A 22,837-nucleotide genomic window follows, 5' to 3' on the forward strand; every position below is an offset into this window, starting at 1 on the left:
ATGGAAATAAATAAGAGAAAATTTTACAGACAAGTGTTCGCACTTGTAATCCCAATGGCACTTCAGAATCTGATCAATGTGGGAGTGACGGCAGCAGACGTGCTGATGCTTGGAAGAGTCAGCGAAAAAGTTCTTTCTGGTGCATCCCTTGCAGGGCAGATACAGTTTGTCATGACACTGATCCTTTTTGGTACAACATCAGGTGCAACGGTTTTGACTGCACAGTACTGGGGAAAGAAAGATACACAGACGATTGAAAAAATCCTTGGAATGGGAATGACCATCGGTGTCAGCTGTGCAGCTCTTTTTACCATTGTTGCGGAAATCATTCCGGAAGTGCTGCTTCATATCTATACCAGTGACCCGGCCGTGATCGCAGAAGGTGTGAAATATTTGCGGATCGTGGCGCTTTCCTATGTCCTGATGGCGGCAACGCAGGTCTATCTTTACATTATGCGGAGTATCGAGCAGGTTGTGATCGCAACGGTTGTTTACAGCGCGTCACTAATTTGTAATGTCCTGGTAAATGCGCTTCTTATTTTTGGCTTATTTGGTTTACCGAAGATGGGAATTATGGGTGCGGCAATCGGAACTCTGACAGCAAGGATCGTAGAACTTATCATTGTAATCTGGTATGCAAAAGTAAAAAACCATGATGTTAGATTTCACCCGGTCTATATGCGTAAGATCGACAAGGTGCTTCTAAAAGACTTTCTGATATATGCGAGTCCGGTGATCTTGAATGAAATGATGTGGGGACTTGGTTCTACTGCGAATACAGCAGTGATCGGTCATCTGGGAAGTGCTGCGGTGGCAGCAAATTCTGTTGCTCAGGTTGCAAGACAGCTGGCAACGGTGGTTGCCTTTGGTGTATCCAATGCGACTGCCATTTATCTTGGTAAGACCATCGGTGCAAAAGAGTTTCATCTGGCAAAAGAGTATGGAAAAAGATTTTTGTGGCTGAGTATTATTACCGGTGCGGTAGGAGGCGGCATCATTCTGATAGCTGCTCCGATTGCAAATCATGTGATGACACTCTCACAGGAAGCGCAGGGGTATCTTTATTTTATGTTTTTTGTTATGTCTTACTTTACACTCTGCCAGGCGATCAATACGACCCTTGTGGTGGGTGTATTCCGGGCAGGAGGAGATACCAGGTTTGGTCTGATCCTGGATGTGTCTACCATGTGGGGATGCTCTATTCTGCTGGGTATGATCGCTGCCTTTGTCTTTCATGCGCCGGTGCAGGTTGTTTATATCCTTCTGATGAGTGATGAGGTGATCAAAGTACCGATCACAGTCATGCGCTACCGAAGCTATAAATGGATTCAGAATGTGACGAGAGAAAAAGCAGAGCTGGCATAACATTGTATGCGAAAATAAATTTGGAATTTTGAGGCAGATGTGATATGCTAGAGAAAGAATATATTTGAAAAGGAGATTTATAACATGAAATTAGTATCAACAGAAAAAGCACCAAAAGCACTTGGACCATATTCCCAGGGATATGTACACGGGGGAATCCTTTATTCAGCAGGACAGATTGCGATCAATCCGGCTACTGACACCGTAGAAGCAGATACCATCGAAGGACAGGCTGATCAGGTATGCAAGAATATCGGAGCGATCCTTGAAGAAGCAGGAACTTCTTTTGATAAAGTATTAAAGACGACTTGTTTCCTTGCTGATATGGGAGACTTCGCTGCATTTAACGAAGTTTATGCAAAATATTTCACATCAAAACCAGCCAGAAGCTGTGTTGCTGTGAAGACACTTCCAAAGAATCTTCTTTGCGAAATTGAAGTGATCGCAGTAGTAGAAGAATAGGATTTATAAATCCTAAAAATTAGGAGGTTTGGCGTTATGGCAGAAGAGCAAAACAGCGGATGTTCGCCGGAATCATGTTCTTCCTGTGCACATGCGGGTTCATGCAGCAGTGCGAAGAAAGATCTGAAAGCACCGGCAAATCCGTATTCACAGGTAAAAAAAGTAATTGGAGTAGTCAGCGGTAAAGGTGGAGTCGGCAAATCAATGGTGACAGCATCTTTTGCACGTATGATGGTACAGCAGGGATATTCGGTTGGTATTCTGGATGCGGATATCACAGGACCATCTATCCCGAAGATGTATGGAGTGCATGGAAGTGCAGTCGGAAGCGAGGCGGGGATGTTCCCGTGCGTTGCAAAAGACGGCACGAAGATCATGTCGGTCAATCTGCTTCTGGAACACGAATCAGATCCTGTCATCTGGAGAGGACCGGTGATCGCGGGAGTAGTAACTCAGTTCTGGACTGATGTAATGTGGGGAGATCTGGATTTCTTATTTGTTGATATGCCACCGGGAACAGGGGATGTTCCTCTTACGGTATTCCAGTCACTTCCGGTAGACGGCGTTGTGATCGTGACTTCTCCGCAGGATCTGGTACAGATGATCGTAGAGAAAGCTTACAATATGGCAAAGAAGATGAACATACCGGTTCTCGGACTGGTGGAAAACTACAGTTATCTGGAATGTCCGGACTGTGGAAAGAAAATATCTGTATTTGGGGAAAGCCACATTGACGAGATTGCAGAAAAACTTGGGGTAGAAGTACTCGGAAAGATGCCGATCGATCCGAAATTTGCCGAGATTGTAGAACAGGAGAAGTTCTATGAGGCAGACAACCAGTATCTTAAAAACATCATTGACAAGTTCAATTAAGAAGAAAGCTCCGGCGAGGTGATGATCGCCGGGGCTTTTTAGCTATAGAGGCACGGAAAATGTGAAAAGCCATATCATGACAGGACGGATACAATTGGCAAGGAACATGTGTTTATGGTATGATAACAGGTAGCAAAAAGCGGAGGCAGAAAGAACATGGATGAGAATCTCCCGGTGATCCGGATTTCGGTGCGAAACCTTGTGGAGTTTATTTTAAGAGAAGGGGATATTGACAATCGAACAGGAGGCGGACAAGATCCGGAGAATATGCAGATGGGAAGTCGGATTCACCGGAAGATCCAGAGACAGATGGGATCGGATTATCAGGCGGAGGTACCTCTTAAGACAGAGATCGTCTGTGATGGGTTTACTTTGAAAATAGAAGGACGTGCCGACGGACTGATTCATACAAAAGAGCAGGTCATGGTAGATGAGATCAAGGGTGTTCTGCGGGAACTTGACCGGGTGCAGGAGCCGGCAGGCATTCATCTGGCACAGGCAAAATGTTATGCCAGCATGGTAGCAGAACAGGAAGAGGTGGATGAGATCGGGGTACAGATGACCTATTGCCAGATGGAGACGGAAGAGGTGAAAAGGTTTCAGTATTCTTATCAGAGTAACGAACTGAAAGTCTGGTTCGATGAAGTTATTCGACAGTATAAAAAATGGGCAAAGTTCCAGATTGAATGGAGAAAGGCAAGAAATGCATCTATTAAAGGGATTGAATTTCCGTTTCCATATCGTAAAGGGCAGAGAGATCTTGCGGTATCTGTTTACCGGACGATTCTTCGGAAGAAAAAGTTGTTCATCCAGGCACCAACCGGAGTGGGGAAGACGATTTCAACAGTATTTCCGGCAGTGAAAGCGGTTGGAGAAGAACTGGGTGAGAAGATTTTTTATCTGACGGCAAAGACAATCACCCGGACGGTGGCGGAGCAGGCATTCGAAACCTTACGGGAACAGAATCTGAAGTTCAAGGTAATCACTTTAACGGCAAAAGAAAAAATCTGTTTCTGTGAGGAGACAAGCTGCAATCCGGATGACTGCCCATATGCCAAAGGGCATTTTGACCGGGTAAATGACGCGGTCTATGAGCTTTTGATGCAGGAAGATGTGATGAGCCGGGAAGTGTTGGAAGCGCAGGCAAGAAAGCATAAGGTCTGTCCATTTGAAATGGCACTGGATGTGTCGACCTGGGTGGATGGTGTGATCTGCGATTATAATTATGTGTTTGACCCGGATGCCCGGCTCAGGCGTTTCTTTGCAGAAGGTGGCGCTGGAGGATATTTGTTTCTGATCGATGAGGCACACAATCTGGTAGAACGTGGACGGCAGATGTACAGTGCAGAGTTATGCAAGGAGGACTTTCTTGCGGTGAAGAAACTGGTAAAGGGAGAAGCACCGCGGTTTGCAAAAAGACTGGAGGCATGCAATAAGATTCTTCTGGCAATGAAAAAAGAGTGTGAAAACTATAAGGTGCTGGACAATATTTCGCATTTTGGAATCCAGCTTATGAATGTACTATCTGAGACAGACCGGTATCTCGAGGAATGTGTGGATAAAGAAGTCCGGGAAACCGTATTGGACTTTTATTTTCAAGTGAGGTCTTTCCTGAATATATATGATGGGTTGGATGAGAACTATGTCGTCTATACGGAGTATCAGGAGAATGGAAGATTTGTTCTGAAGTTGTTTTGTGTTAACCCGGCGGCAAATCTGCAAAAATGTCTGGATAAGGGGAACAGTGCTGTATTCTTTTCGGCAACACTTCTGCCAATCCAGTATTACAAAAGACTTCTGAGTACGGAAAAAGACAACTATGCGGTCTACATTGATTCTTCGTTTGATACAAAGAAGAGACTGCTTATGAATGGTGTGGATGTGAGTACCCGTTACACCATGCGTTCCAGGGAAATGTATCAACGATATGCGACATACATTTTCCGGGTAGTGAAAGCAAAAATGGGGAATTATCTGATCTTTTTCCCGTCTTACCGGTTTATGGAAGATGTGTATCAGGAATTTACACAGCTTCTTGCATCAGATGAAGAAGAGATGGAACTGGTTGTTCAGCAGAAGCGCATGGATGAAGAAGAACGGGAAAATTTCCTGCGTGCATTTGAAATGGGAAGAGAGAAAAGTCTGATCGGTTTTGGAGTTCTTGGCGGGATTTTCTCGGAAGGAATCGATCTGACAAATGAGAAGCTGATCGGGACACTGATCATCGGAACAGGGCTGCCGCAGGTGTGCAATGAGCGGGAAATCCTGAAAAGCTATTTTGACCAGAAGGGACTTTACGGATTTGACTATGCTTACCGGTATCCGGGGATGAACAAGGTTTTGCAGGCGGCAGGAAGGGTGATCCGCACAGAGGATGACCGCGGAGTGATACTTCTTCTGGATGAGCGTTTTCAGAGGGAGAAGGGGAAAGAGATTTTCCCGAAAGAATGGGCGGACTGTGAAAGATGCCGGTTAGACATTGTGGAAGAAAAAATCCGTCTGTTCTGGGAAAAACAGACGGATAATTAAGAAACTTTTTATGCATTAAAGTAATCCAGAAATGCCTGTGTCGCGCGGGAAACCGGAACATGTCCGTTCCATGCGGCAACCAGCTGACGCTTTGGAAGTTGTTCTTCGGTCTGGACGACAAAGAGTTGGTCGGAATTCTTTGGTACGCAGTAGTCCGGAATAAAAGCGATGCCAAGTCCGATCCGTGCGAGATCGATCAGAAGATCGTTGCTGCTCAGCTCGATTTCAGGAACTAGATCCAACTGATGCTGCTGGAAGAGAGAATGCAGAAATTCACTGGTTGTACTTTTTCTGTCCAGCATGATGATCGGATAACGCTGCAGTTCTTTGAGGGAAAGCTTTTTCCCCTGCAGTTCCGCAAAGGACTGGTTTGCGATAAAGACATCGTGAAAATCACGGATCTTTCGGAAGGAGGCAAGACTGCCAAGGTAAACGTTCGGATAGTTAGCGACAATGAGATCTACCTGACCGTTCTCAAGAAGTTCCGTACACTTGATCGAAGTGGCATTGGTCACTTTTATATGTGCGTTAGGGAAAGCTTTGTGGAAACGTTCCAGATAAGGGACCAGAAAATACCGGCAGATGGTGTCGCTGGCACCGATGCGGATCTGACCGCCGGTAGAGGCTGTTTCCATGATCTGGGATTCCCCGCGCTTGATCAGATTGATCGCCGGTTCGATATGACGCAGAAGGATCTCGCCTTCCGGGGTGAGCTGAACTTTTTTTGTGCTTCGGATGAAAAGAACCTGATCCAGTTTCTTTTCCAGTGCTTTAATGGACTGGCTGACAGCGGACTGTGAAATAAAGAGCTGCTTGGAAGCCTCAGAAAAGCTGAGCGTGTCTGCAACATAATAAAATACTTTATATAATTCATAGTTGATATCCATTATTAGTCCTCCTTATAAAACCTATTAGTATTATAAGTGATAAAAAATAAAATTTCAAGAGAAAACCATTTTTGACAAATGAAGACAGGGTTGCTAAACTATAGACAAAAAAGAGAAGGAGAAAAAGGATGGCAAAAAAGAAATGGATGCATAAAATCCTGGCGATTTTGCCGAGTATTTCACTGATTGTGATCCTGCTGATCAGCAGTTTTGAGATCGGTGCATACGGAGACTGGAATTTTTATGAAAAAGAATATGAAAAATATAAGGTAGCGGATGAACTTTATATGGAGATGCCGGATATTATGAAGGTGACAAAATTCATGATGTCTTATTTGCGGGGCAACGAGAAGAAACTGAGTATTGAGACGGAAGTGGAAGGAAATATACAGGATTTTTTCAATGAGAAGGACCGGCTTCATATGGCAGATGTGCAGGGGCTTTTTCTTGGCGGACTTGCAATCCGGAGGGGAGCGATCATCGTACTGCTTTTTTCAATGGCGGCACTTGTGCTTATGAAAGCAGACTGGAAGAGGCTGATCCCGCAGATGTATCAGCGGGTGCTGGCGGTATTTCTGGCACTTACCGCGGTAGCAGGATTTCTGTTTTCAAGAGACTTTAACAAATATTTCGTGATCTTTCATCATATTTTCTTTAACAATAACTTATGGATCCTTGATCCGGCAGAAGACTATATGATCCGGATGCTTCCGGAGGGCTTTTTCTATGATATGGTGATGAGGATCGGAAGTATTTTTGCTGTGTTTTTAATCGTATCTTTTGTCTGTAGTATTGTCCAGAAAAAGATAAATAAGAGATGCGATTCACGGTAATTGTAATAAATAAGATATACTTATAAAAAGATTTAGTTATATTTATTGTACTTATAAAAGATGATGTGGTAAAATAAAAATCGAGGAAACTGCCGTTATGCCGGATCAAGGCATGCGGTTTCAATATTACTACCAAAGCTAATGGAGGAAATTATGGGCGTAAAACGTGTATATGTGGAGAAAAAACCAGAATTTGCAGTACAGGCTAAAGAACTTCGCCATGAGGTGAAGAGTTATCTTGGAATTAAGACGGTGAAGAATGTACGTGTACTGATCCGCTATGATGTGGAAAATCTTTCTGATGCAACATTTGAAAGAGCATGCAACGGTGTGTTTGCAGAACCACCGGTAGATGTGCTTTACAGAGAGGACTTCCCGCGCGAAGAAAGTGACCACATTTTTTCTGTAGAATTTCTTCCTGGACAGTTTGACCAGAGAGCAGATTCTGCTGTTCAGTGCGTACAGTTTATCAAAGAGGATGAGCTGCCGGTTATCAAGACAGCAACCACTTATGTGATCGAAGGTGAGATCAGCGAAGAAGAGATGGAAGCTATCAAGGCACACTGCATCAACCCGGTGGATTCCAGAGAGACAGGACTTGAAAAACCGGAGACACTGGTTACGAAATTCGAGGAACCTGCAGATGTAAAGATTTTTGACGGATTCAAAGATATGCCGGAAGCGGAACTGAAAGAGTTATACAGTTCTCTTGGACTTGCTATGACATTCAAGGATTTCCAGCACATCCAGAATTATTTCAAAGGGGAGGAACACAGAGATCCATCTATGACAGAGATCCGTGTTCTGGATACTTACTGGTCTGACCACTGCCGTCATACTACATTCTCAACAGAACTTACAGAAGTATCCTTCGGTGATGGCGATTACAGAAAGCCGATGGAAGATACTTATAAAGAATACCTTCAGACACACAGTGAGATCTTTAAAGGACGCGAAGACAAATTTGTATGCCTGATGGATCTTGCACTGATGGCAATGCGGAAGCTGAAAAAAGAAGGCAAACTTCAGGATCAGGAAGAATCCGATGAGATCAATGCCTGCAGTATCGTTGTCCCGGTTGAAGTAGATGGTGTGGAAGAAGAGTGGCTTGTCAACTTCAAGAACGAGACGCACAACCATCCGACCGAGATCGAACCATTTGGTGGTGCAGCTACCTGCCTTGGTGGAGCAATCCGTGACCCGCTGTCAGGACGTACTTATGTATACCAGGCAATGCGTGTAACCGGTGCAGCAGATCCGACCGTATCTGTAAAAGAGACGATGAAAGGAAAACTGCCGCAGAAGAAACTGGTGCGTAGTGCAGCACATGGATACAGCTCATATGGTAATCAGATCGGACTTGCAACCGGACTGGTAAAAGAGATCTATCATCCGGATTATGTGGCAAAGAGAATGGAGATCGGTGCGGTTATGGGTGCTGCTCCGAGACGTGCAGTTATCCGTGAAAATTCGGATCCGGGAGATATCATCATTCTTCTTGGCGGACGTACCGGACGTGATGGCTGTGGTGGAGCAACCGGTTCTTCCAAAGTTCATACCGAAGAATCCATCGAGACATGTGGAGCTGAGGTTCAGAAGGGTAATGCGCCGACCGAACGTAAAATCCAGAGAATGTTCCGCAGAGAAGAAGTCAGCAAGCTGATCAAGAAGTGTAATGACTTCGGAGCAGGCGGAGTATCTGTTGCAATCGGAGAACTTGCAGATGGTCTTCAGATCAATCTGGACAAAGTACCGAAAAAATATGCAGGTCTTGACGGAACAGAGATTGCAATTTCTGAATCCCAGGAGCGTATGGCTGTTGTGGTAGATCCGAAGGATGTAGATGAATTCCTTGGCTATGCAAAAGAAGAGAATCTGGAGGCGGTAAAGGTTGCAGTTGTTACCGAAGATCCGAGACTTGTTCTTTCATGGAGAGGAAAAGAGATTGTAAATATTTCCCGTGCCTTCCTGAACACCAACGGTGCACACCAGGAGACAACGGTTAAAGTTGATATTCCTTCAAGAGAAGATACCATCCTTAAGAAACAGGTTGAGGTTGGCGATGTAAAAGAAAAATGGCTGGATACTCTGAAAGATCTGAATGTATGCTCGCAGAAAGGTCTGGTTGAGATGTTCGACGGATCCATCGGAGCAGGCTCGGTTTTCATGCCTCACGGTGGAAAATACCAGATGACAGAGACGCAGAGTATGGTTGCAAAGCTTCCGGTTATGCATGGTAAATGCGATACCGTTACGATGATGAGTTATGGATTTGATCCGTATCTGTCAAGCTGGAGTCCGTATCACGGAGCTGTCTATGCTGTCACAGAGTCTATGGCTAAGATCGTGGCTTGTGGTGGAGATTACAGCAAGATCCGTTTTACATTCCAGGAATATTTCCGCAGAATGACAGAGGATCCGGAAAGATGGAGTCAGCCATTTGCAGCACTGCTTGGTGCATATAAGGCACAGATTGCTTACGGACTTCCGTCAATCGGAGGAAAGGACAGCATGTCCGGAACATTTGAACATATCGATGTACCGCCGACACTGGTATCCTTTGCAGTTGACATTGCCAAAGAAGGAGATATCATTACTCCGGAACTGAAAAAAGCAGGTAATAAACTTGTATGGATGAAGATTGAAAAAGATGAATATGAGCTTCCGGTATATGAACAGGTAATGGATCAGTACGGTAAGTTCGCTGATGATATCCACAACGGAAAGATCGTATCGGCTTACGCACTTGACCGTCATGGAGTGATCGCGGCTGTCAGTAAGATGGCATTCGGTAACGGAATGGGTGTGAAGATCGAACACAGCATGGATGCAAGAGAACTTTTTGCACCTGCATTCGGTGACATCGTAGCAGAAGTTCCGGCAGACAAGGTTGGAGAACTCTCCATTTCTTACACTGTGATCGGTGAAGTGACAGATGATGCGAAATTCGCATTTGGAAATACAGAAATCACACTGAAAGAAGCAGAAGATGCATGGACAGGAACTCTGGAACAGGTATTCCGTACGGTATCTGACGAAGCTTCTGACGAAAAGGTAGAATCTCCGCTGTATGATACAAAAGACATTGTGATCTGCGGACACAAGATTGCACAGCCGACTGTATTTATTCCGGTATTCCCGGGAACAAACTGTGAGTATGACAGTGCAAAAGCATTTGAAAGAGCAGGTGCAAAGGTCATCACAAAAGTATTCCGTAACATGGATGCAGCAGATATCGTAGATTCTGTGAATACATTTGAAAAAGAAATTGCAAAATCCCAGATCATCATGTTCCCAGGCGGATTCTCAGCTGGTGACGAACCAGATGGTTCAGCAAAATTCTTTGCAACTGCATTCCAGAATGCAAAACTCAAAGAAGCAGTAGAAAAACTTCTGAACGAAAGAGATGGTCTTGTACTTGGTATCTGTAACGGATTCCAGACACTGGTTAAACTTGGTCTGGTTCCTTACGGAGAAGTTGTGGGACAGACACCGGATTCTCCGACACTGACCTACAATACCATCGGACGCCATATTTCCAAGATGGTTTACACGAAAGTTGTTACCAACAAGTCACCATGGCTGCAGGGGGCAGAGCTTGGCGGAGTTTATACCAATCCGGCATCCCACGGAGAGGGACGTTTTGTTGCAAGTGAAGAATGGCTTGACAAGCTCTTTGCAAACGGACAGGTTGCAACACAGTACTGTGACCTTGACGGAAATGTATCTATGGACGAAGAATGGAACGTCAATGGCTCTTATCGCGCAATTGAAGGTATCACAAGTCCGGATGGCCGTGTGCTTGGTAAGATGGCACATTCAGAACGTCGTGCAGATTCCGTGGCAATCAATATTTATGGTGAACAGGATATGAAGATCTTTGAATCCGGTGTGAAATATTTCAAATAAGACGGGAAATCTGGAATAAAATGCTTCGAATGAGACGAAAATGCAAGATTGTCGACACGAACTTGCAAAAAAGAGAAGAAGTATCAAGAAAAAAAATGAAAATCAGCTGTATTTGAAACAAAAATGTAGTGGAAATTCATAAAAATTGAAAAATATGCAAAAAAATCTTGACACAGGCGCCTGAATGCTTTACTCTGTTAAAGAACAAAGGTGTTCCGGAGGGACAGACATTTGTTTGTCCCTCTTTTTTTAGCAAAGAAGTGTGCAAAGTCACATTTTTGTAAAAGAACATTCAGGAGGTATTGAGTAGTATGTCTTATGTTGATGAAGTAATTGAACTTGTAGTAAAGAAAAACCCAGATGAACCAGAATTTCATCAGGCAGTAAAAGAGGTTCTGGAATCTCTTCGTGCAGTTGTAGAAGCTCATGAAGAAGAATACAGAAGAGACGCTCTTCTTGAAAGACTCGTTGAGCCGGAAAGACAGATCAAATTCCGCGTACCGTGGGTAGATGATAAAGGTCAGGTTCAGGTTAATACAGGATACCGTGTACAGTTTAACAGTGCAATTGGACCATATAAAGGAGGATTGCGTCTTCATCCTTCAGTAAATATCGGAATTATCAAATTCCTTGGATTCGAACAGATCTTCAAAAACTCTCTGACAGGTCTTCCGATCGGTGGAGGTAAAGGTGGATCAGATTTCGATCCGAAAGGAAAATCAGATCGTGAAGTTATGGCATTCTGCCAGAGCTTTATGACAGAGCTTTGCAAATATATCGGAGCAGACACAGATGTACCGGCCGGAGATATCGGAACAGGTGCAAGAGAGATCGGATATATGTACGGACAGTACAAGAGAATCCGTGGATTATCAGAAGGTGTTCTTACAGGTAAAGGACTCAGCTATGGTGGATCCCTTGCACGTACAGAAGCTACAGGATACGGACTTCTGTATTTTACACGCGAAATGCTCAAACTTACAGGAAAAGACATCGCTGGCAAGACAGTTGCTGTTTCCGGAGCCGGTAACGTTGCTATTTACGCAATTGAAAAAGCACAGCAGATGGGTGCAAAAGTTGTAACATGTAGCGACTCTACAGGATGGGTTTATGATCCGGAAGGAATCGATGTTGCAGCACTGAAAGAAATCAAAGAAGTGAAGAGAGCAAGACTTACAGAATACAAGAATTACCGTCCAAATTCAGAATATCATGAAGGACGCGGTGTATGGTCAGTAAAAGTTGATATCGCTCTTCCTTGCGCAACACAGAACGAACTTCATCTTGAAGATGCAAAACAGCTTGTTGCAAACGGATGCATTGCAGTAGCAGAAGGAGCTAACATGCCTACCACACTGGAAGCTACACAGTATCTGCAGGAGAACGGTGTATTATTCGCACCTGGTAAAGCTTCTAATGCAGGTGGTGTTGCTACATCAGCACTTGAGATGTCACAGAACAGCGAACGTCTCAGCTGGACATTCGAAGAAGTTGATGCAAAACTTCAGAACATCATGGTAAATATCTGCCATAACGCAGCAGACGCAGCAAAACGTTATGGAGCAGAGGGAAACTATGTAGTAGGTGCTAACATTGCCGGATTTGAAAAAGTTGTAGACGCAATGCAGGCTCAGGGAATTGTATAAGACATATCCTCTATGTAAAATATAATCAGAAAGATCTTCGGAGCAATCCGGAGATTTTTCTGGTTTATGGGAAAATGTTGAATGATATAGGGTGTGTGGTCGGTCGCTGGAAAAAGAATCCAAACGATTCTTTTTTCAGCGCTTGTCTGTTCAATGGTATCGAATGAAAAATGGTAAAAAATAAAACAAAAAAATGAAAAAAATAGTTGACATTTAGAAGTAGATAATTGTATAATAACGAAGTCGGTTGTAAAACGGACGAACATATGGGATCATAGCTCAGCTGGGAGAGCATCTGCCTTACAAGCAGAGGGTCATAGGTTCGAGCCCTATTGGTCCCATTTCGCGAGAAAGTTTTTTAAAGTCGAAAACATTGAACGCGAAATGTGACGAGCACTTCGTGCGATGCACACAGCTCTGAAGAGCTGGCACAAAAACATATCATATGGCGGGATAGCTCAGTTGGCTAGAGCACGCGGTTCATACCCGCGGTGTCGCTGGTTCAAATCCAGTTCCCGCTACTACAAGAAGGAGTCCTTGTGTGGGGCTTCTTTTTGCGTTATATCTATATTATCATTCATGAAAACGCTGAATATCATTTGCCATATTCCAACTTTTATACTCAAACTATAAAATTCACAAATATTAAACTACAAGCGATCCATTGCTTTAAAATTTCCCAACAAAGTACCCCTCCAATACAAAAGCCATTGATAAATCCCCAATTGCATAGGTGCTTAAACTCAACATTTCCCAGGCAGCCGCTCCCAAGCGCTGCCGTCTTTTCAGAGAAAGTCAGCAGGAGGAGAAAAATATCCCACCAGAATCCATGTTTGTCCAATGGAGATAAGACTCAAAAATTGTGGAAGCCATTGCTGACACAATTTTCGCTCTCAGAGGCTTATCGGAATGGTTTGGACAAAGGAATCCGGTGGGATATTTTTTCTCCTCCTGCGTCCCCTCTGAACCCGCTCCATTTCGTCTGACTCCCAACAAAACCTATGCAATCCCCCAAAGATGTGATAAAATATCCCTAGATTACGACAAAACGGAGGAATTTTCATATGACATCTAAGACAAAACAGATCATCATGGCTGCAATCGGCGCATATCTGGTATATACCGGCATATCACTTGTGCAGGACACAATTGTCGGAGAACCGAAAAACCAGATCCTTTTTATTCTGGTCGGAGTATTTTTTGCGCTGTTTGGACTGGCTACGATTATCTGGAATATAAGAACAATCGTAAAAGAGACAAAGGCAGAAATTCAGGGTACAACTGCAGGGGCAGAAGAAAACGAAGATGGCGAAGAAGCGGCAAAAAAGGTTTCTTTAGGGAAAGGAGTTGCAGACGTTCATGTAGGAGCTGATACAAAAGAAGAGAAGTCTGCGGATAAAGAGGAAAGGAAAGAAACAGCTGCTGAAGAAAAAGCGGAAGATGGTGAAAAAGAGAAAAAGAAAGCAGAAGATGATACAGAAGCGGTAAAAGACGAAGAAAAGAAAACTGTGGAGGAAAAAGAAGATAAGAAAGCAGAAGAGGTGCCGGAAGAAAAGAGCGACAAAAAAGCAGATGCCAGACAGGAAGGAGAAGTGTAGAAGATGCGTGTTGGAATGGGATATGATGTTCATAAACTGACAGAAGGAAGAAAGCTGATCCTTGGCGGGGTGGAGATCCCATACGAAAAGGGGCTTCTTGGACATTCGGATGCAGACGTACTTCTGCATGCAATCATGGATGCCCTGCTTGGGGCGGCATCACTTGGAGATATCGGAAAGCATTTTCCGGATACAGATCCTGCATACAAAGGAATTTCCAGTATTAAGCTTCTGGAGCATGTAGGAAAGTTGCTGGATGATCATATGTATGTAATTGAGAATATTGATGCGACGATCATTGCGCAGAGACCGAAGATGCGCCCACATATCGAGCAGATGGAAAAGAATATTGCAGAAGCACTGCATATTGAAACGAATCAGGTAAATGTCAAGGCAACGACGGAAGAAGGTCTTGGATTTACCGGAAGTGGGGAAGGAATTTCTTCCCAGGCAATCTGTGCAATCGAAAAACTGACTAATTTCAGCAGTGTAGACGTAGCAGCACCTGCAGGTGGCTGCGCAGGCTGTGGAGGTTGTGCAGCAAGACAGATGTAGATCAAGTCTGAATAGAAAGGCACGGCGAAAAAGTAAAATGAAGATACTGAAAAAACTGAAGCCGGAAGAACGTGGGCTTACAAGAACACTGTGGGAACAGGTATTTACAGAAGATACGAAAGAATTTCTGGACTATTATTACACAGAAAAGACGAAGAATAACGAAATCTATGTGATTGAGACAGATCACGATATCCGGGCGATGATGCAGCTGAATCCTTATGTAATACAGATGGGGAAAAAGGCAGTAGAGAGCAGATACATTGTTGCAGTTGCAACAGAGCCTCTTTATCGGCACAGAGGTTATATGGCAGAATTATTAAGCAAGACAGCAAGAGATCTGTATCAGCAAAAAATGCCATTCTTTTTCCTGATGCCCGCAAGTGAGAAAATTTACTATCCACATAATTACCGGTTTATCTATGCAGCCGATGGGTGGAGTGCAAAAGGAACAGACGGGAAAGAACTGACAATACAGAAGATCGTGGAATTGCAGAACGATTCCGGCGTGAGACTCAGAAAGGCAGAGGAAAAAGACTGTAAAAAGCTGGGAGATTTTGCGGAAGAAGTTCTGGAAAAACAGAAAATACAGGTATATACCAAACGGGATGCAGCTTATTATATGCGCCTTTTGAAGGAACAGGAAAGTGAAAAAGGCGGAATCCTGATCGCAGAGCAGGATGGAGAGATGCGAGGAATCCTTGTTTTTGATGAAGAAGATGGGCTTGCAGTAAGAGAGCCATTGATCCGAAAGGGATATGAAGATGTTTTTGATAAGGCAGGAGTCATCCTCAAAAAAGAAGAAAAGAAAAAACCGTTGATCATGGCACGGCTTTTGAATGTAGAAAGTCTTCTGTCTTCAATGGTGTGCAAAGAAGAGATGGATCTGGAGTTTGTTCTGTATGATCCGATTATCCGGGAAAATAACTGTCTGTTTATGCTAAAAGGCAATGAAGAACATCTTGTAGTCCGGACAAGGACAGCACACACCGGCAAAGATGATGCTGTGCAGAAGATCAGTATTGATGCGCTTACATCGATTGTATTTGGCTATAAAGAGCTGGAAAAGATTGAAGAGGAAGAAAAAGAGATCTTTTCAGCAGAATTCAAAGAAGAAATCAGTAAATTGATGCCGTTTTCTCCTGTTTTTATCAACGAGATTGTCTGATAAGCGGGTTGACAAAATAGAAAAAATCGCATACTATATGTACTAGACATGAATGAAACTGAAAAGACGGAGAACGAAAAGAGTAGTTATCCTCAGAGTTCCATCAGAGAGGATCTGTCATCGGCTGAAAGCAGATCTGGGAGCAGGGATGATGAAGTGCATTCGGGAGTTGACCGGGCGAACGTGAAAGTGAAGATTTTACAAGTAGCCGGGTACGTGTGGCAGACGTTACAGGCCGTGAGAGAAAAGCAGGAGAGCTGCTTTTAATTTAGAGTGGAACCGCGGAAACTTCGTCTCTTTTTGAGACGGAGTTTTTTTATTTCACAGGAAATTCCAAATCAGAGGTGAATGAAATGGGAGTTATTTCCTATATCAAAGAAGAAATCAAAGTAGTAAAAGAACGAGATCCGGCTATCAAATCGGATATAGAAGTACTTCTGTATCCAAGCTTTAAGGTAATGCTTCATTACAGGATCGCACATAAGCTGTATCTGAAAAAACACTATTTTCTGGCACGGTGGGTGTCACAGCGTGGTGTCAGAAAGACAGGAATTGAGATCCATCCGGGAGCAACCATTGGAAAGGGGCTTTTTATCGACCATGGAAGTGGCGTTATCATCGGCGAGACTGCAATCCTGGGTGATAATATTACACTGTATCAGGGAGTAACCCTGGGTGGTACAGGAAAAGAGCAGGGTAAGCGCCATCCAACGCTGGAAGACAATGTTATGGTCAGTGCCGGTGCGAAGGTCATCGGTTCCTTTACAATTGGAAAGAATTCCAAGATCGGAGCAGGATCTGTTGTTATAGAGGAAGTACCTCCGAACTGTACCGTTGTCGGTGTCCCGGGAAGAATTGTCCGCATGGGTGACCAGAAAGTTCCGAGTGCTGACCTGGATCAGATCCATCTGCCAGATCCGGTATTGAATGATATCCGTCAGCTTCAGACTGACAATATCCGTCTGAAGAAAGAACTGAAAGCATTGAAAGAAAAACTCGCGAAAGAAAAAATAATCGAGGAAGCATAGAAAAAAGAAGGAGTAGCTTTATGAAAGTATTTAACACACTTACGAAAAAGAAAGAAGAATTCGTTCCTCTGGAAGAAGGAAAGGTAAGAATGTATGTCTGTGGACCAACCGTATACAATTACATCCATATCGGTAATGCAAGACCGATGATCGTATTTGATACCGTCCGCCGTTATTTTGAATACAAAGGATACGATGTCAATTATGTATCGAACTTCACGGATGTTGATGACAAGATCATCAAAAAGGCAATCGAAGAACAGGTATCCGCGCAGGAAATTTCACAGCGCTATATCGCAGAATGTAAAAAAGATATGGCAGGAATGAATGTAAAGCCTGCAACCAAGCATCCGCTTGCAACAGAAGAAATCTGCGGCATGGTTGAGATGATTTCCGAGCTGATTGAAAAAGGTTATGCTTACGAGAAAAACGGAACCGTTTATTTCAGCACAAGAAAATTCAAAGACTATGGAAAATTATCCCACAAGAATCTGGATGATCTCCGTTCCGGTGGACGTTCTCTTCTGGTAAGCGGTGAGGATGAAAAAGAAGATCCGCTGGATTTCGTACTCTGGAAGCCGAAAAAAGAAGGAGAACCTTTCTGGAAGTCACCTTGGTCAGATGGACGTCCGGGATGGCATATTGAGTGTTCTGTGATGTCGAGGAAATATCTTGGTGAACAGATTGATATCCATGCAGGTGGAGAAGATCTGATATTCCCACATCATGAAAATGAAATCGCACAGAGTGAAGCCGCTAATGGTAAAGAATTTGCAAGATATTGGATGCACAATGCATTCCTGAACATTGACAACCGCAAGATGTCAAAATCACTTGGAAACTTCCGTACGGTAAGAGAGATCAGCGAGCAGTATGACCTCCAGGTGCTTCGTTTCTTCATGCTGAGCGCACATTACAGAAGCCCGCTGAACTTCAGTGCAGAGCTGATGGAAGCATCTAAGAACGGTCTGGAGAGAATTCTCAATGCAACCGATAATCTGAAACATCTTATCGCTTCAGTGGCAGCAGAAGAGATGAGTGCCGAAGAAAAAGAAGCATTTTCAAAAACTGATGCATATGTAGAAGAATTTGAAAAAGCAATGGATGATGATTTCAATACAGCAGACGCAATCGCAGCAATCTTTGAACTTGTAAAATATGCAAATACCACTGCGACAGCAGAAAGCTCAAAGGAATATCTCCGGGGATTACTGGACAGAATCGTAAAACTCGGTGATGTCCTGGGACTGATCCTGGATAAGAAGGAAGAACTTCTGGATGCAGATATTGAGAAACTGATCGAAGAGCGTCAGGCAGCAAGAAAAGCAAAAGATTTTGCAAGAGCCGATGCGATCCGTGACGAGCTTCTGGAAAAGGGAATTATCCTGAAGGATACCAGAGAAGGAGTACAATGGAAAAAAGCGTAGAATTTGAAATTGCTGACTATATAAAAGAAGTGCTTGAGATGAAAGAGGTGGAGCCGGAAGGCTATTCACCTCTTACCCTGGCTTATATAGGGGACAGCATTTATGATCTGATCATCAAGACAAAGGTGATCAGCGAAGGAAATAAACAGGTAAAAAAATTACATCAGGAGACAAGCAGTATGGTGCAGGCGTCTGCTCAGTCAGAGATGATGCGTGTCCTTCAGCCATTGCTTACTGAAGAAGAGCATGCTGTTTACAGAAGAGGTCGAAATGCTAAATCAGTATCGCCGGCAAAGAACCAGTCACTGACCGATTACCGACGTGCAACCGGATTTGAAGCGTTGATGGGATGGCTTTACCTGAAAAGAGAATGGAAAAGAATGGCAGATCTGATCAAGATCGGTCTGGATCACTTAAGCGAATGCGAAGAAGAAAAGAAGCAGGAGAAATAGAATGGAAGAAAAAAAGATGAACAGTCAGCAGATCGAGGGAAGAAATGCAGTAATGGAAGCATTTCGCTCCGGGAAACCGATTGACAAAGTATATATTCTTGACGGATGTCAGGATGGACCGATCAGAAGTATCGTAAGAGAAGCAAAAAAGCATGATACGATCCTGAATTTTGTAACCAAAGAACGTCTGAACCAGATTTCAGAGACCGGAAGACATCAGGGGGTCATTGCACAGGCAGCGGCTTACGAGTATGCGCAGGTGGAAGACATGCTGGAGCTTGCAAAACAGAAAGGGGAAGATCCTTTCCTGATCCTTCTGGACAATATTGAGGATCCACATAATCTCGGCGCAATCATTCGTACTGCCAATCTTGCAGGTGCGCATGGTGTGATCATTCCGAAGCACCGCGCAGCAGGTCTTACTGCAACCGTTGCAAAGACATCGGCAGGTGCGCTGAATTACACACCGGTAGCAAAAGTCACTAATCTGGTGAAAACCATGGAAGAACTGAAAGAAAAGGGACTCTGGTTCGTCTGCGCAGATATGGATGGGGATGTGATGTACCGCGTGAATCTGAAAGGACCGATTGGTCTGGTGATCGGAAACGAAGGCGAAGGTGTTGGACGTCTGGTAAAAGAAACCTGTGATATGACGGCAGCCATTCCGATGAAGGGAGATATTGACTCCCTGAATGCGTCTGTGGCAGCAGGTGTCCTTGCCTATGAGATCGTGCGTCAGCGCATGAGTTAGGAAAATCGGAGAATGAAAATGGATCTGGGGAAAATGACGGATGAGCAGCTGATTGAACTGCTTCGGGAAGGTAAGACCGAGATCACGGATTATCTGATGGAAAAATACAAAGACATGGTACGCAAACAAGCGCGTGCCATGTATCTGTGGGGCGGAGAAAATGACGATCTGATCCAGGAGGGGATGATCGGTCTTTTTAAAGCGGTGCAGGATTATGATCCGAAAGAAGGTGCAAGCTTTTCAAGTTTTGCCGGACTTTGTGTGTCACGCCAGATGTATACGGCGATTAAGGCTTCACAGCGGAAAAAACATCTGCCGCTCAATTCCTATGTGTCGATTTACGCATCTGCCAGTGACAATCCGGAGGAGAACGGGCTTTCCATAGTAGATACGATCGAAGCAGGGAAAGAGAGTAATCCGGAGCTGATGATTCTTGGAGAAGAGTATACGAATGCATTTGAAGAGGAACTGAAAGAAAAATTAAGTAAGCTGGAGCGAAAGGTGCTGTATCTTCATTTGCAGGGAATGGAATATCTGAAGATTGCAGAATTTATGGACAAAAGTCCGAAGACGATCGACAATGCCCTGCAGCGGATCAAAGCGAAAGCACGCCAGCTTCTGGAAGAAAAACGCCGGTCTGAAAAAAAGTAAAAATAAAAATTTAAAAATATTGACAAGCAAAGCAGTGATGTGCTATATTAAATGAGTCGCGAAAATGCGCAGGCTGCCTTGGCTCAGTCGGTAGAGCGTCGCCTTGGTAAGGCGGAGGTCGGCGGTTCGATTCCGCTAGGCAGCTTATTTATTTAAGAAGCAGAGTTGTATTTCCGGTTGGAGATTACGATGTCTGCTTTTTTTGTACTTGTTCATGTATAGAAAGTGTGATAAACTAAAGAACATGAATCAAAAGTTGTCTACAGGGCAATGATTGAGATACATGACATGAAAAAGACTGCTACATACCGGCAGATTTTGAAGTAATAGAGAGACGTGAGGAGGAACTTCAATGGCAGAAGAAGCTGTATCAAAGAATTTTATAGAACAGGAAATTGAAAAAGATCTTGCAGAAGGCGTATACGATCATGTATGTACCCGTTTCCCACCGGAACCGAACGGATATCTTCACATCGGACATGCAAAGTCCATCCTTTTAAACTACGGACTTGCACAGAAGTATAACGGAACTTTCCATATGCGTTTTGATGATACTAACCCGACAAAGGAAAAGACTGAGTTCGTTGAGTCTATCAAAGCGGATATCAAGTGGCTAGGTGCTGACTGGGGAGATCACCTTTACTTTGCATCGGATTATTTTGATCAGATGTATGAGTATGCGATCAAACTGATCAAGAAAGGAAAAGCTTATGTCTGTGACCTGACAGCGGATCAGATCCGAGAGTACAGAGGAACTCTGACAGAGCCGGGAAAGGACAGCCCGTACCGTGACAGAAGTGTGGAAGAGAACCTGGAGCTTTTTGAAAATATGCGTGCAGGCAAGTATGCAGACGGAGAGAAGGTTCTCCGTGCGAAGATTGATATGGCATCACCGAATATCAATATGAGAGACCCGATTATTTACCGTGTAGCACGTATGACACATCACAATACGGGTGATAAGTGGTGCATCTACCCGATGTACGATTTTGCACATCCGATCGAGGATGCAATCGAAGGAATTACACATTCTATCTGTACACTGGAATTTGAAGATCACAGACCACTTTATGACTGGGTAGTAAGAGAATGTGAATTTGCAAATCCACCGCGTCAGATCGAATTTGCAAAATTATACCTGACGAACGTAGTTACAGGAAAGCGTTACATCAAGAAACTTGTAGAAGATAAGATTGTAGACGGATGGGATGATCCGAGACTGGTTTCCATCGCAGCACTTCGTCGCCGTGGATTCACACCGGAATCTATCAAGATGTTCGTTGACCTGTGCGGAGTTTCCAAAGCGCAGAGCTCTGTAGATTATGCAATGCTCGAATACTGTATCCGTGAGGATCTGAAGCTTAAGAGAGCACGTATGATGGCAGTCCTTGATCCGATCAAGCTTGTGATCGATAACTATCCGGAAGGACAGATTGAATATCTGGATGCACCGAATAATCTTGAGAATGAAGAACTTGGAAGCCGTCAGCTTCCATTTGGAAGAGAGCTTTATATTGAGAGAGAAGACTTTATGGAAGAGCCTCCGAAGAAATATTTCCGTCTGTTCACAGGCAACGAAGTACGTCTGATGAATGCTTACTTTGTAACCTGTACAGGATTTGAAAAGGATGAAGATGGTAATGTAACTGTTGTACATTGTACTTATGATCCAGAGACAAAGAGCGGTTCCGGATTTACAGGAAGAAAAGTAAAAGGAACGATCCACTGGGTAGAGGCAAGTACAGCACTTCCGGCAACCGTAAGACTGTATGAGAACCTGATCGACGAAGAAAAGGGTGTCTACAATAAAGAAGACGGTTCCCTGAACCTGAATCCGAATTCTCTTACAGAGAAAGAAATCTTTGTAGAATCAAACTTTGCAGATGCAAAAGCATATGAAAGCTTCCAGTTTGTACGTCAGGGATATTTCTGCGTGGATTCCCATGATTCTTCCAAAGAGCATCTGGTATTTAACAGAATCGTTTCGCTGAAGAGTTCATTCAAGCTGCCAAAATAAAGAAAGCAGTCTTGCTCAGAATTTAATTGCAAATAATGTGTTAGTCGACAGTTTTTGAAAAGAAATGGCAATGAAAAACCCGGTAAGAATGAAAAATTCTTCCGGGTTTTGGTTTTATGCAGAAAATGATAAGCTGTAAGAAAAGTTCTTTCTTAAACTTCTTCTGAAGCCGGATCGGATTCTTCGGAATCAGTTTCCGGTGTCTGGGAAGCGGCTTCTGGTCCGGCTTCTGCATCGTCAGTTTTTTCTTCAGACTCTTCAGAGGTTTCTTCCTTTGCAGAAGATGGAGTAAGAGTTGTGTAACCACGCTCTGGCACTTCGCCAAGATCATCGTCCAGTTCAAAATCGTCATCTTCAAAAGTATCATCGAACTCGTCTTCCGGTTCTTCATTATGTCGGTTCTTTAACCAGTAATATGCACCGGCACCAGCTGCGCCTGCGGCAGTCAGTCCGAGCAGGATTTTACCAAAATTTTTAGCCATGTTGCTGCTCCTTTCTTGATCTCGTCCTGTCAGATATGGCAGATGAGATAGTTCGTCATGAAATATAGTATACATGAATAATTTTATTGTAATACTTTTATTTGAAAAGGGAAAGTAAAATATTTATAAAAGAACCAGAAAAACAACAAAAATAAGGAAGTGTTGTACGATTATAAGCAGTTGGAATGTTGTGAAAGAATAAAA

At 43.7% G+C, this 22,837-nt stretch carries 18 protein-coding genes, 3 tRNA genes and 1 other annotated feature; of the genes, 19 read left to right on the plus strand and 2 right to left on the minus strand.

What is annotated here, in order from left to right; all coding sequences use genetic code 11:
- The 4 genes from PG418_RS02365 to PG418_RS02380 all read left to right on the plus strand — a co-directional run bounded on the left by PG418_RS02365 (position 1) and on the right by PG418_RS02380 (position 5,229).
- On the plus strand, positions 1-1,365 hold the full coding sequence (locus PG418_RS02365; RefSeq protein ID WP_227084508.1) for an MATE family efflux transporter: 1,365 nt from the start codon (positions 1-3) through the stop codon (positions 1,363-1,365).
- Between the two features lie 84 nt (positions 1,366-1,449).
- Positions 1,450-1,827, plus strand: coding sequence for a RidA family protein (locus PG418_RS02370; RefSeq protein WP_008374733.1), 378 nt, complete (start codon positions 1,450-1,452; stop codon positions 1,825-1,827).
- A 36-nt stretch (positions 1,828-1,863) separates the two neighbouring features.
- Entirely contained in the window at positions 1,864-2,700 is an 837-nt protein-coding gene (locus PG418_RS02375; protein WP_498836998.1) for a P-loop NTPase, read from the plus strand.
- A 156-nt stretch (positions 2,701-2,856) separates the two neighbouring features.
- Positions 2,857-5,229: an ATP-dependent DNA helicase gene (locus tag PG418_RS02380; protein ID WP_498836999.1), complete on the plus strand. Its 2,373-nt coding sequence runs from the start codon at positions 2,857-2,859 to the stop codon at positions 5,227-5,229.
- 8 nt (positions 5,230-5,237) lie between these two features.
- On the opposite strand, the gene PG418_RS02385 is transcribed toward PG418_RS02380, so the two are convergent.
- On the minus strand, positions 5,238-6,116 hold the full coding sequence (locus tag PG418_RS02385; RefSeq protein WP_008374739.1) for a LysR family transcriptional regulator: 879 nt from the start codon (positions 6,114-6,116) through the stop codon (positions 5,238-5,240).
- A gap of 128 nt (positions 6,117-6,244) precedes the next feature.
- Here PG418_RS02385 and PG418_RS02390 point away from each other — a divergent pair, with 128 nt between their 5' ends.
- The 15 genes from PG418_RS02390 (at position 6,245) to PG418_RS02460 (ending at position 22,151) form a co-directional block, all read left to right on the plus strand.
- Positions 6,245-6,949 carry a TIGR01906 family membrane protein gene (locus PG418_RS02390; protein WP_498837000.1) on the plus strand — a complete coding sequence of 235 codons (705 nt, stop codon included), beginning with the start codon at positions 6,245-6,247 and terminating at the stop codon, positions 6,947-6,949.
- 150 nt (positions 6,950-7,099) lie between these two features.
- The gene (locus PG418_RS02395) at positions 7,100-10,858 is read left to right on the plus strand and encodes a phosphoribosylformylglycinamidine synthase (protein ID WP_156337623.1); all 3,759 of its coding nucleotides are present in this window, start codon (positions 7,100-7,102) and stop codon (positions 10,856-10,858) included.
- Positions 10,859-11,169: 311 nt separating this feature from the next.
- On the plus strand, positions 11,170-12,504 hold the full coding sequence (gdhA, locus tag PG418_RS02400; protein WP_498837001.1) for an NADP-specific glutamate dehydrogenase: 1,335 nt from the start codon (positions 11,170-11,172) through the stop codon (positions 12,502-12,504).
- 268 nt (positions 12,505-12,772) lie between these two features.
- Positions 12,773-12,845: transfer RNA gene (locus PG418_RS02405), tRNA-Val, on the plus strand.
- Positions 12,846-12,951: 106 nt separating this feature from the next.
- Positions 12,952-13,025, plus strand: a tRNA-Met gene (locus PG418_RS02410).
- Positions 13,026-13,568: 543 nt separating this feature from the next.
- Positions 13,569-14,102, plus strand: coding sequence for a hypothetical protein (locus PG418_RS02415; protein WP_498837002.1), 534 nt, complete (start codon positions 13,569-13,571; stop codon positions 14,100-14,102).
- Between the two features lie 3 nt (positions 14,103-14,105).
- Entirely contained in the window at positions 14,106-14,657 is a 552-nt protein-coding gene (gene ispF / locus PG418_RS02420; RefSeq protein WP_008374755.1) for a 2-C-methyl-D-erythritol 2,4-cyclodiphosphate synthase, read from the plus strand.
- Positions 14,658-14,694: 37 nt separating this feature from the next.
- Positions 14,695-15,825 carry a GNAT family N-acetyltransferase gene (locus PG418_RS02425; RefSeq protein WP_498837003.1) on the plus strand — a complete coding sequence of 377 codons (1,131 nt, stop codon included), beginning with the start codon at positions 14,695-14,697 and terminating at the stop codon, positions 15,823-15,825.
- A gap of 60 nt (positions 15,826-15,885) precedes the next feature.
- Positions 15,886-16,126: a binding site (T-box leader), on the plus strand.
- Between the two features lie 52 nt (positions 16,127-16,178).
- Entirely contained in the window at positions 16,179-16,853 is a 675-nt protein-coding gene (gene epsC, locus PG418_RS02430; protein WP_008374760.1) for a serine O-acetyltransferase EpsC, read from the plus strand.
- Between the two features lie 20 nt (positions 16,854-16,873).
- On the plus strand, positions 16,874-18,280 hold the full coding sequence (gene cysS, locus PG418_RS02435) for a cysteine--tRNA ligase (RefSeq protein WP_117823948.1): 1,407 nt from the start codon (positions 16,874-16,876) through the stop codon (positions 18,278-18,280).
- Positions 18,265-18,732, plus strand: a complete 468-nt coding sequence (locus PG418_RS02440) for a Mini-ribonuclease 3 (RefSeq protein ID WP_055157593.1) — start codon at positions 18,265-18,267, stop codon at positions 18,730-18,732. Before cysS ends, PG418_RS02440 begins: the two co-directional genes overlap by 16 nt.
- Before the next feature lies 1 nt (position 18,733).
- Positions 18,734-19,483, plus strand: coding sequence for a 23S rRNA (guanosine(2251)-2'-O)-methyltransferase RlmB (rlmB, locus tag PG418_RS02445; protein WP_008374767.1), 750 nt, complete (start codon positions 18,734-18,736; stop codon positions 19,481-19,483).
- A gap of 12 nt (positions 19,484-19,495) precedes the next feature.
- Positions 19,496-20,134, plus strand: a complete 639-nt coding sequence (locus PG418_RS02450; RefSeq protein WP_008374769.1) for a sigma-70 family RNA polymerase sigma factor — start codon at positions 19,496-19,498, stop codon at positions 20,132-20,134.
- A gap of 72 nt (positions 20,135-20,206) precedes the next feature.
- Positions 20,207-20,279 (plus strand) — tRNA-Thr (locus tag PG418_RS02455).
- Between the two features lie 207 nt (positions 20,280-20,486).
- Positions 20,487-22,151: a glutamine--tRNA ligase/YqeY domain fusion protein gene (locus PG418_RS02460; protein ID WP_498837004.1), complete on the plus strand. Its 1,665-nt coding sequence runs from the start codon at positions 20,487-20,489 to the stop codon at positions 22,149-22,151.
- A 152-nt stretch (positions 22,152-22,303) separates the two neighbouring features.
- On the opposite strand, the gene PG418_RS02465 is transcribed toward PG418_RS02460, so the two are convergent.
- Complete coding sequence (locus tag PG418_RS02465; protein WP_195509113.1) at positions 22,304-22,633, minus strand: hypothetical protein; 330 nt, start codon at positions 22,631-22,633, stop codon at positions 22,304-22,306.
- Between the last annotated feature and the right edge of the window lie 204 nt (positions 22,634-22,837).

The sequence above is a fragment of the Bariatricus sp. TF06-38A genome (assembly GCF_027690675.1).
GTDB classification, from domain to species: Bacteria; Bacillota; Clostridia; order Lachnospirales; family Lachnospiraceae; genus Allocoprococcus; species Allocoprococcus comes.

Bases quoted from the DNA above. Each gene is read 5' to 3' on its own strand.
- PG418_RS02365 (WP_227084508.1), top strand. From the start codon at position 1: ATGGAAATAAATAAGAGAAAATTTTACAGACAAGTGTTCGCACTTGTA.
- PG418_RS02370 (WP_008374733.1), top strand. From the start codon at position 1,450: ATGAAATTAGTATCAACAGAAAAAGCACCAAAAGCACTTGGACCATAT.
- PG418_RS02375 (WP_498836998.1), top strand. From the start codon at position 1,864: ATGGCAGAAGAGCAAAACAGCGGATGTTCGCCGGAATCATGTTCTTCC.
- PG418_RS02380 (WP_498836999.1), top strand. From the start codon at position 2,857: ATGGATGAGAATCTCCCGGTGATCCGGATTTCGGTGCGAAACCTTGTG.
- PG418_RS02385 (WP_008374739.1), bottom strand. From the start codon at position 6,116: ATGGATATCAACTATGAATTATATAAAGTATTTTATTATGTTGCAGAC.
- PG418_RS02390 (WP_498837000.1), top strand. From the start codon at position 6,245: ATGGCAAAAAAGAAATGGATGCATAAAATCCTGGCGATTTTGCCGAGT.
- gdhA (WP_498837001.1), top strand. From the start codon at position 11,170: ATGTCTTATGTTGATGAAGTAATTGAACTTGTAGTAAAGAAAAACCCA.
- PG418_RS02415 (WP_498837002.1), top strand. From the start codon at position 13,569: ATGACATCTAAGACAAAACAGATCATCATGGCTGCAATCGGCGCATAT.
- ispF (WP_008374755.1), top strand. From the start codon at position 14,106: ATGCGTGTTGGAATGGGATATGATGTTCATAAACTGACAGAAGGAAGA.
- PG418_RS02425 (WP_498837003.1), top strand. From the start codon at position 14,695: ATGAAGATACTGAAAAAACTGAAGCCGGAAGAACGTGGGCTTACAAGA.
- epsC (WP_008374760.1), top strand. From the start codon at position 16,179: ATGGGAGTTATTTCCTATATCAAAGAAGAAATCAAAGTAGTAAAAGAA.
- cysS (WP_117823948.1), top strand. From the start codon at position 16,874: ATGAAAGTATTTAACACACTTACGAAAAAGAAAGAAGAATTCGTTCCT.
- PG418_RS02440 (WP_055157593.1), top strand. From the start codon at position 18,265: ATGGAAAAAAGCGTAGAATTTGAAATTGCTGACTATATAAAAGAAGTG.
- rlmB (WP_008374767.1), top strand. From the start codon at position 18,734: ATGGAAGAAAAAAAGATGAACAGTCAGCAGATCGAGGGAAGAAATGCA.
- PG418_RS02450 (WP_008374769.1), top strand. From the start codon at position 19,496: ATGAAAATGGATCTGGGGAAAATGACGGATGAGCAGCTGATTGAACTG.
- PG418_RS02460 (WP_498837004.1), top strand. From the start codon at position 20,487: ATGGCAGAAGAAGCTGTATCAAAGAATTTTATAGAACAGGAAATTGAA.
- PG418_RS02465 (WP_195509113.1), bottom strand. From the start codon at position 22,633: ATGGCTAAAAATTTTGGTAAAATCCTGCTCGGACTGACTGCCGCAGGC.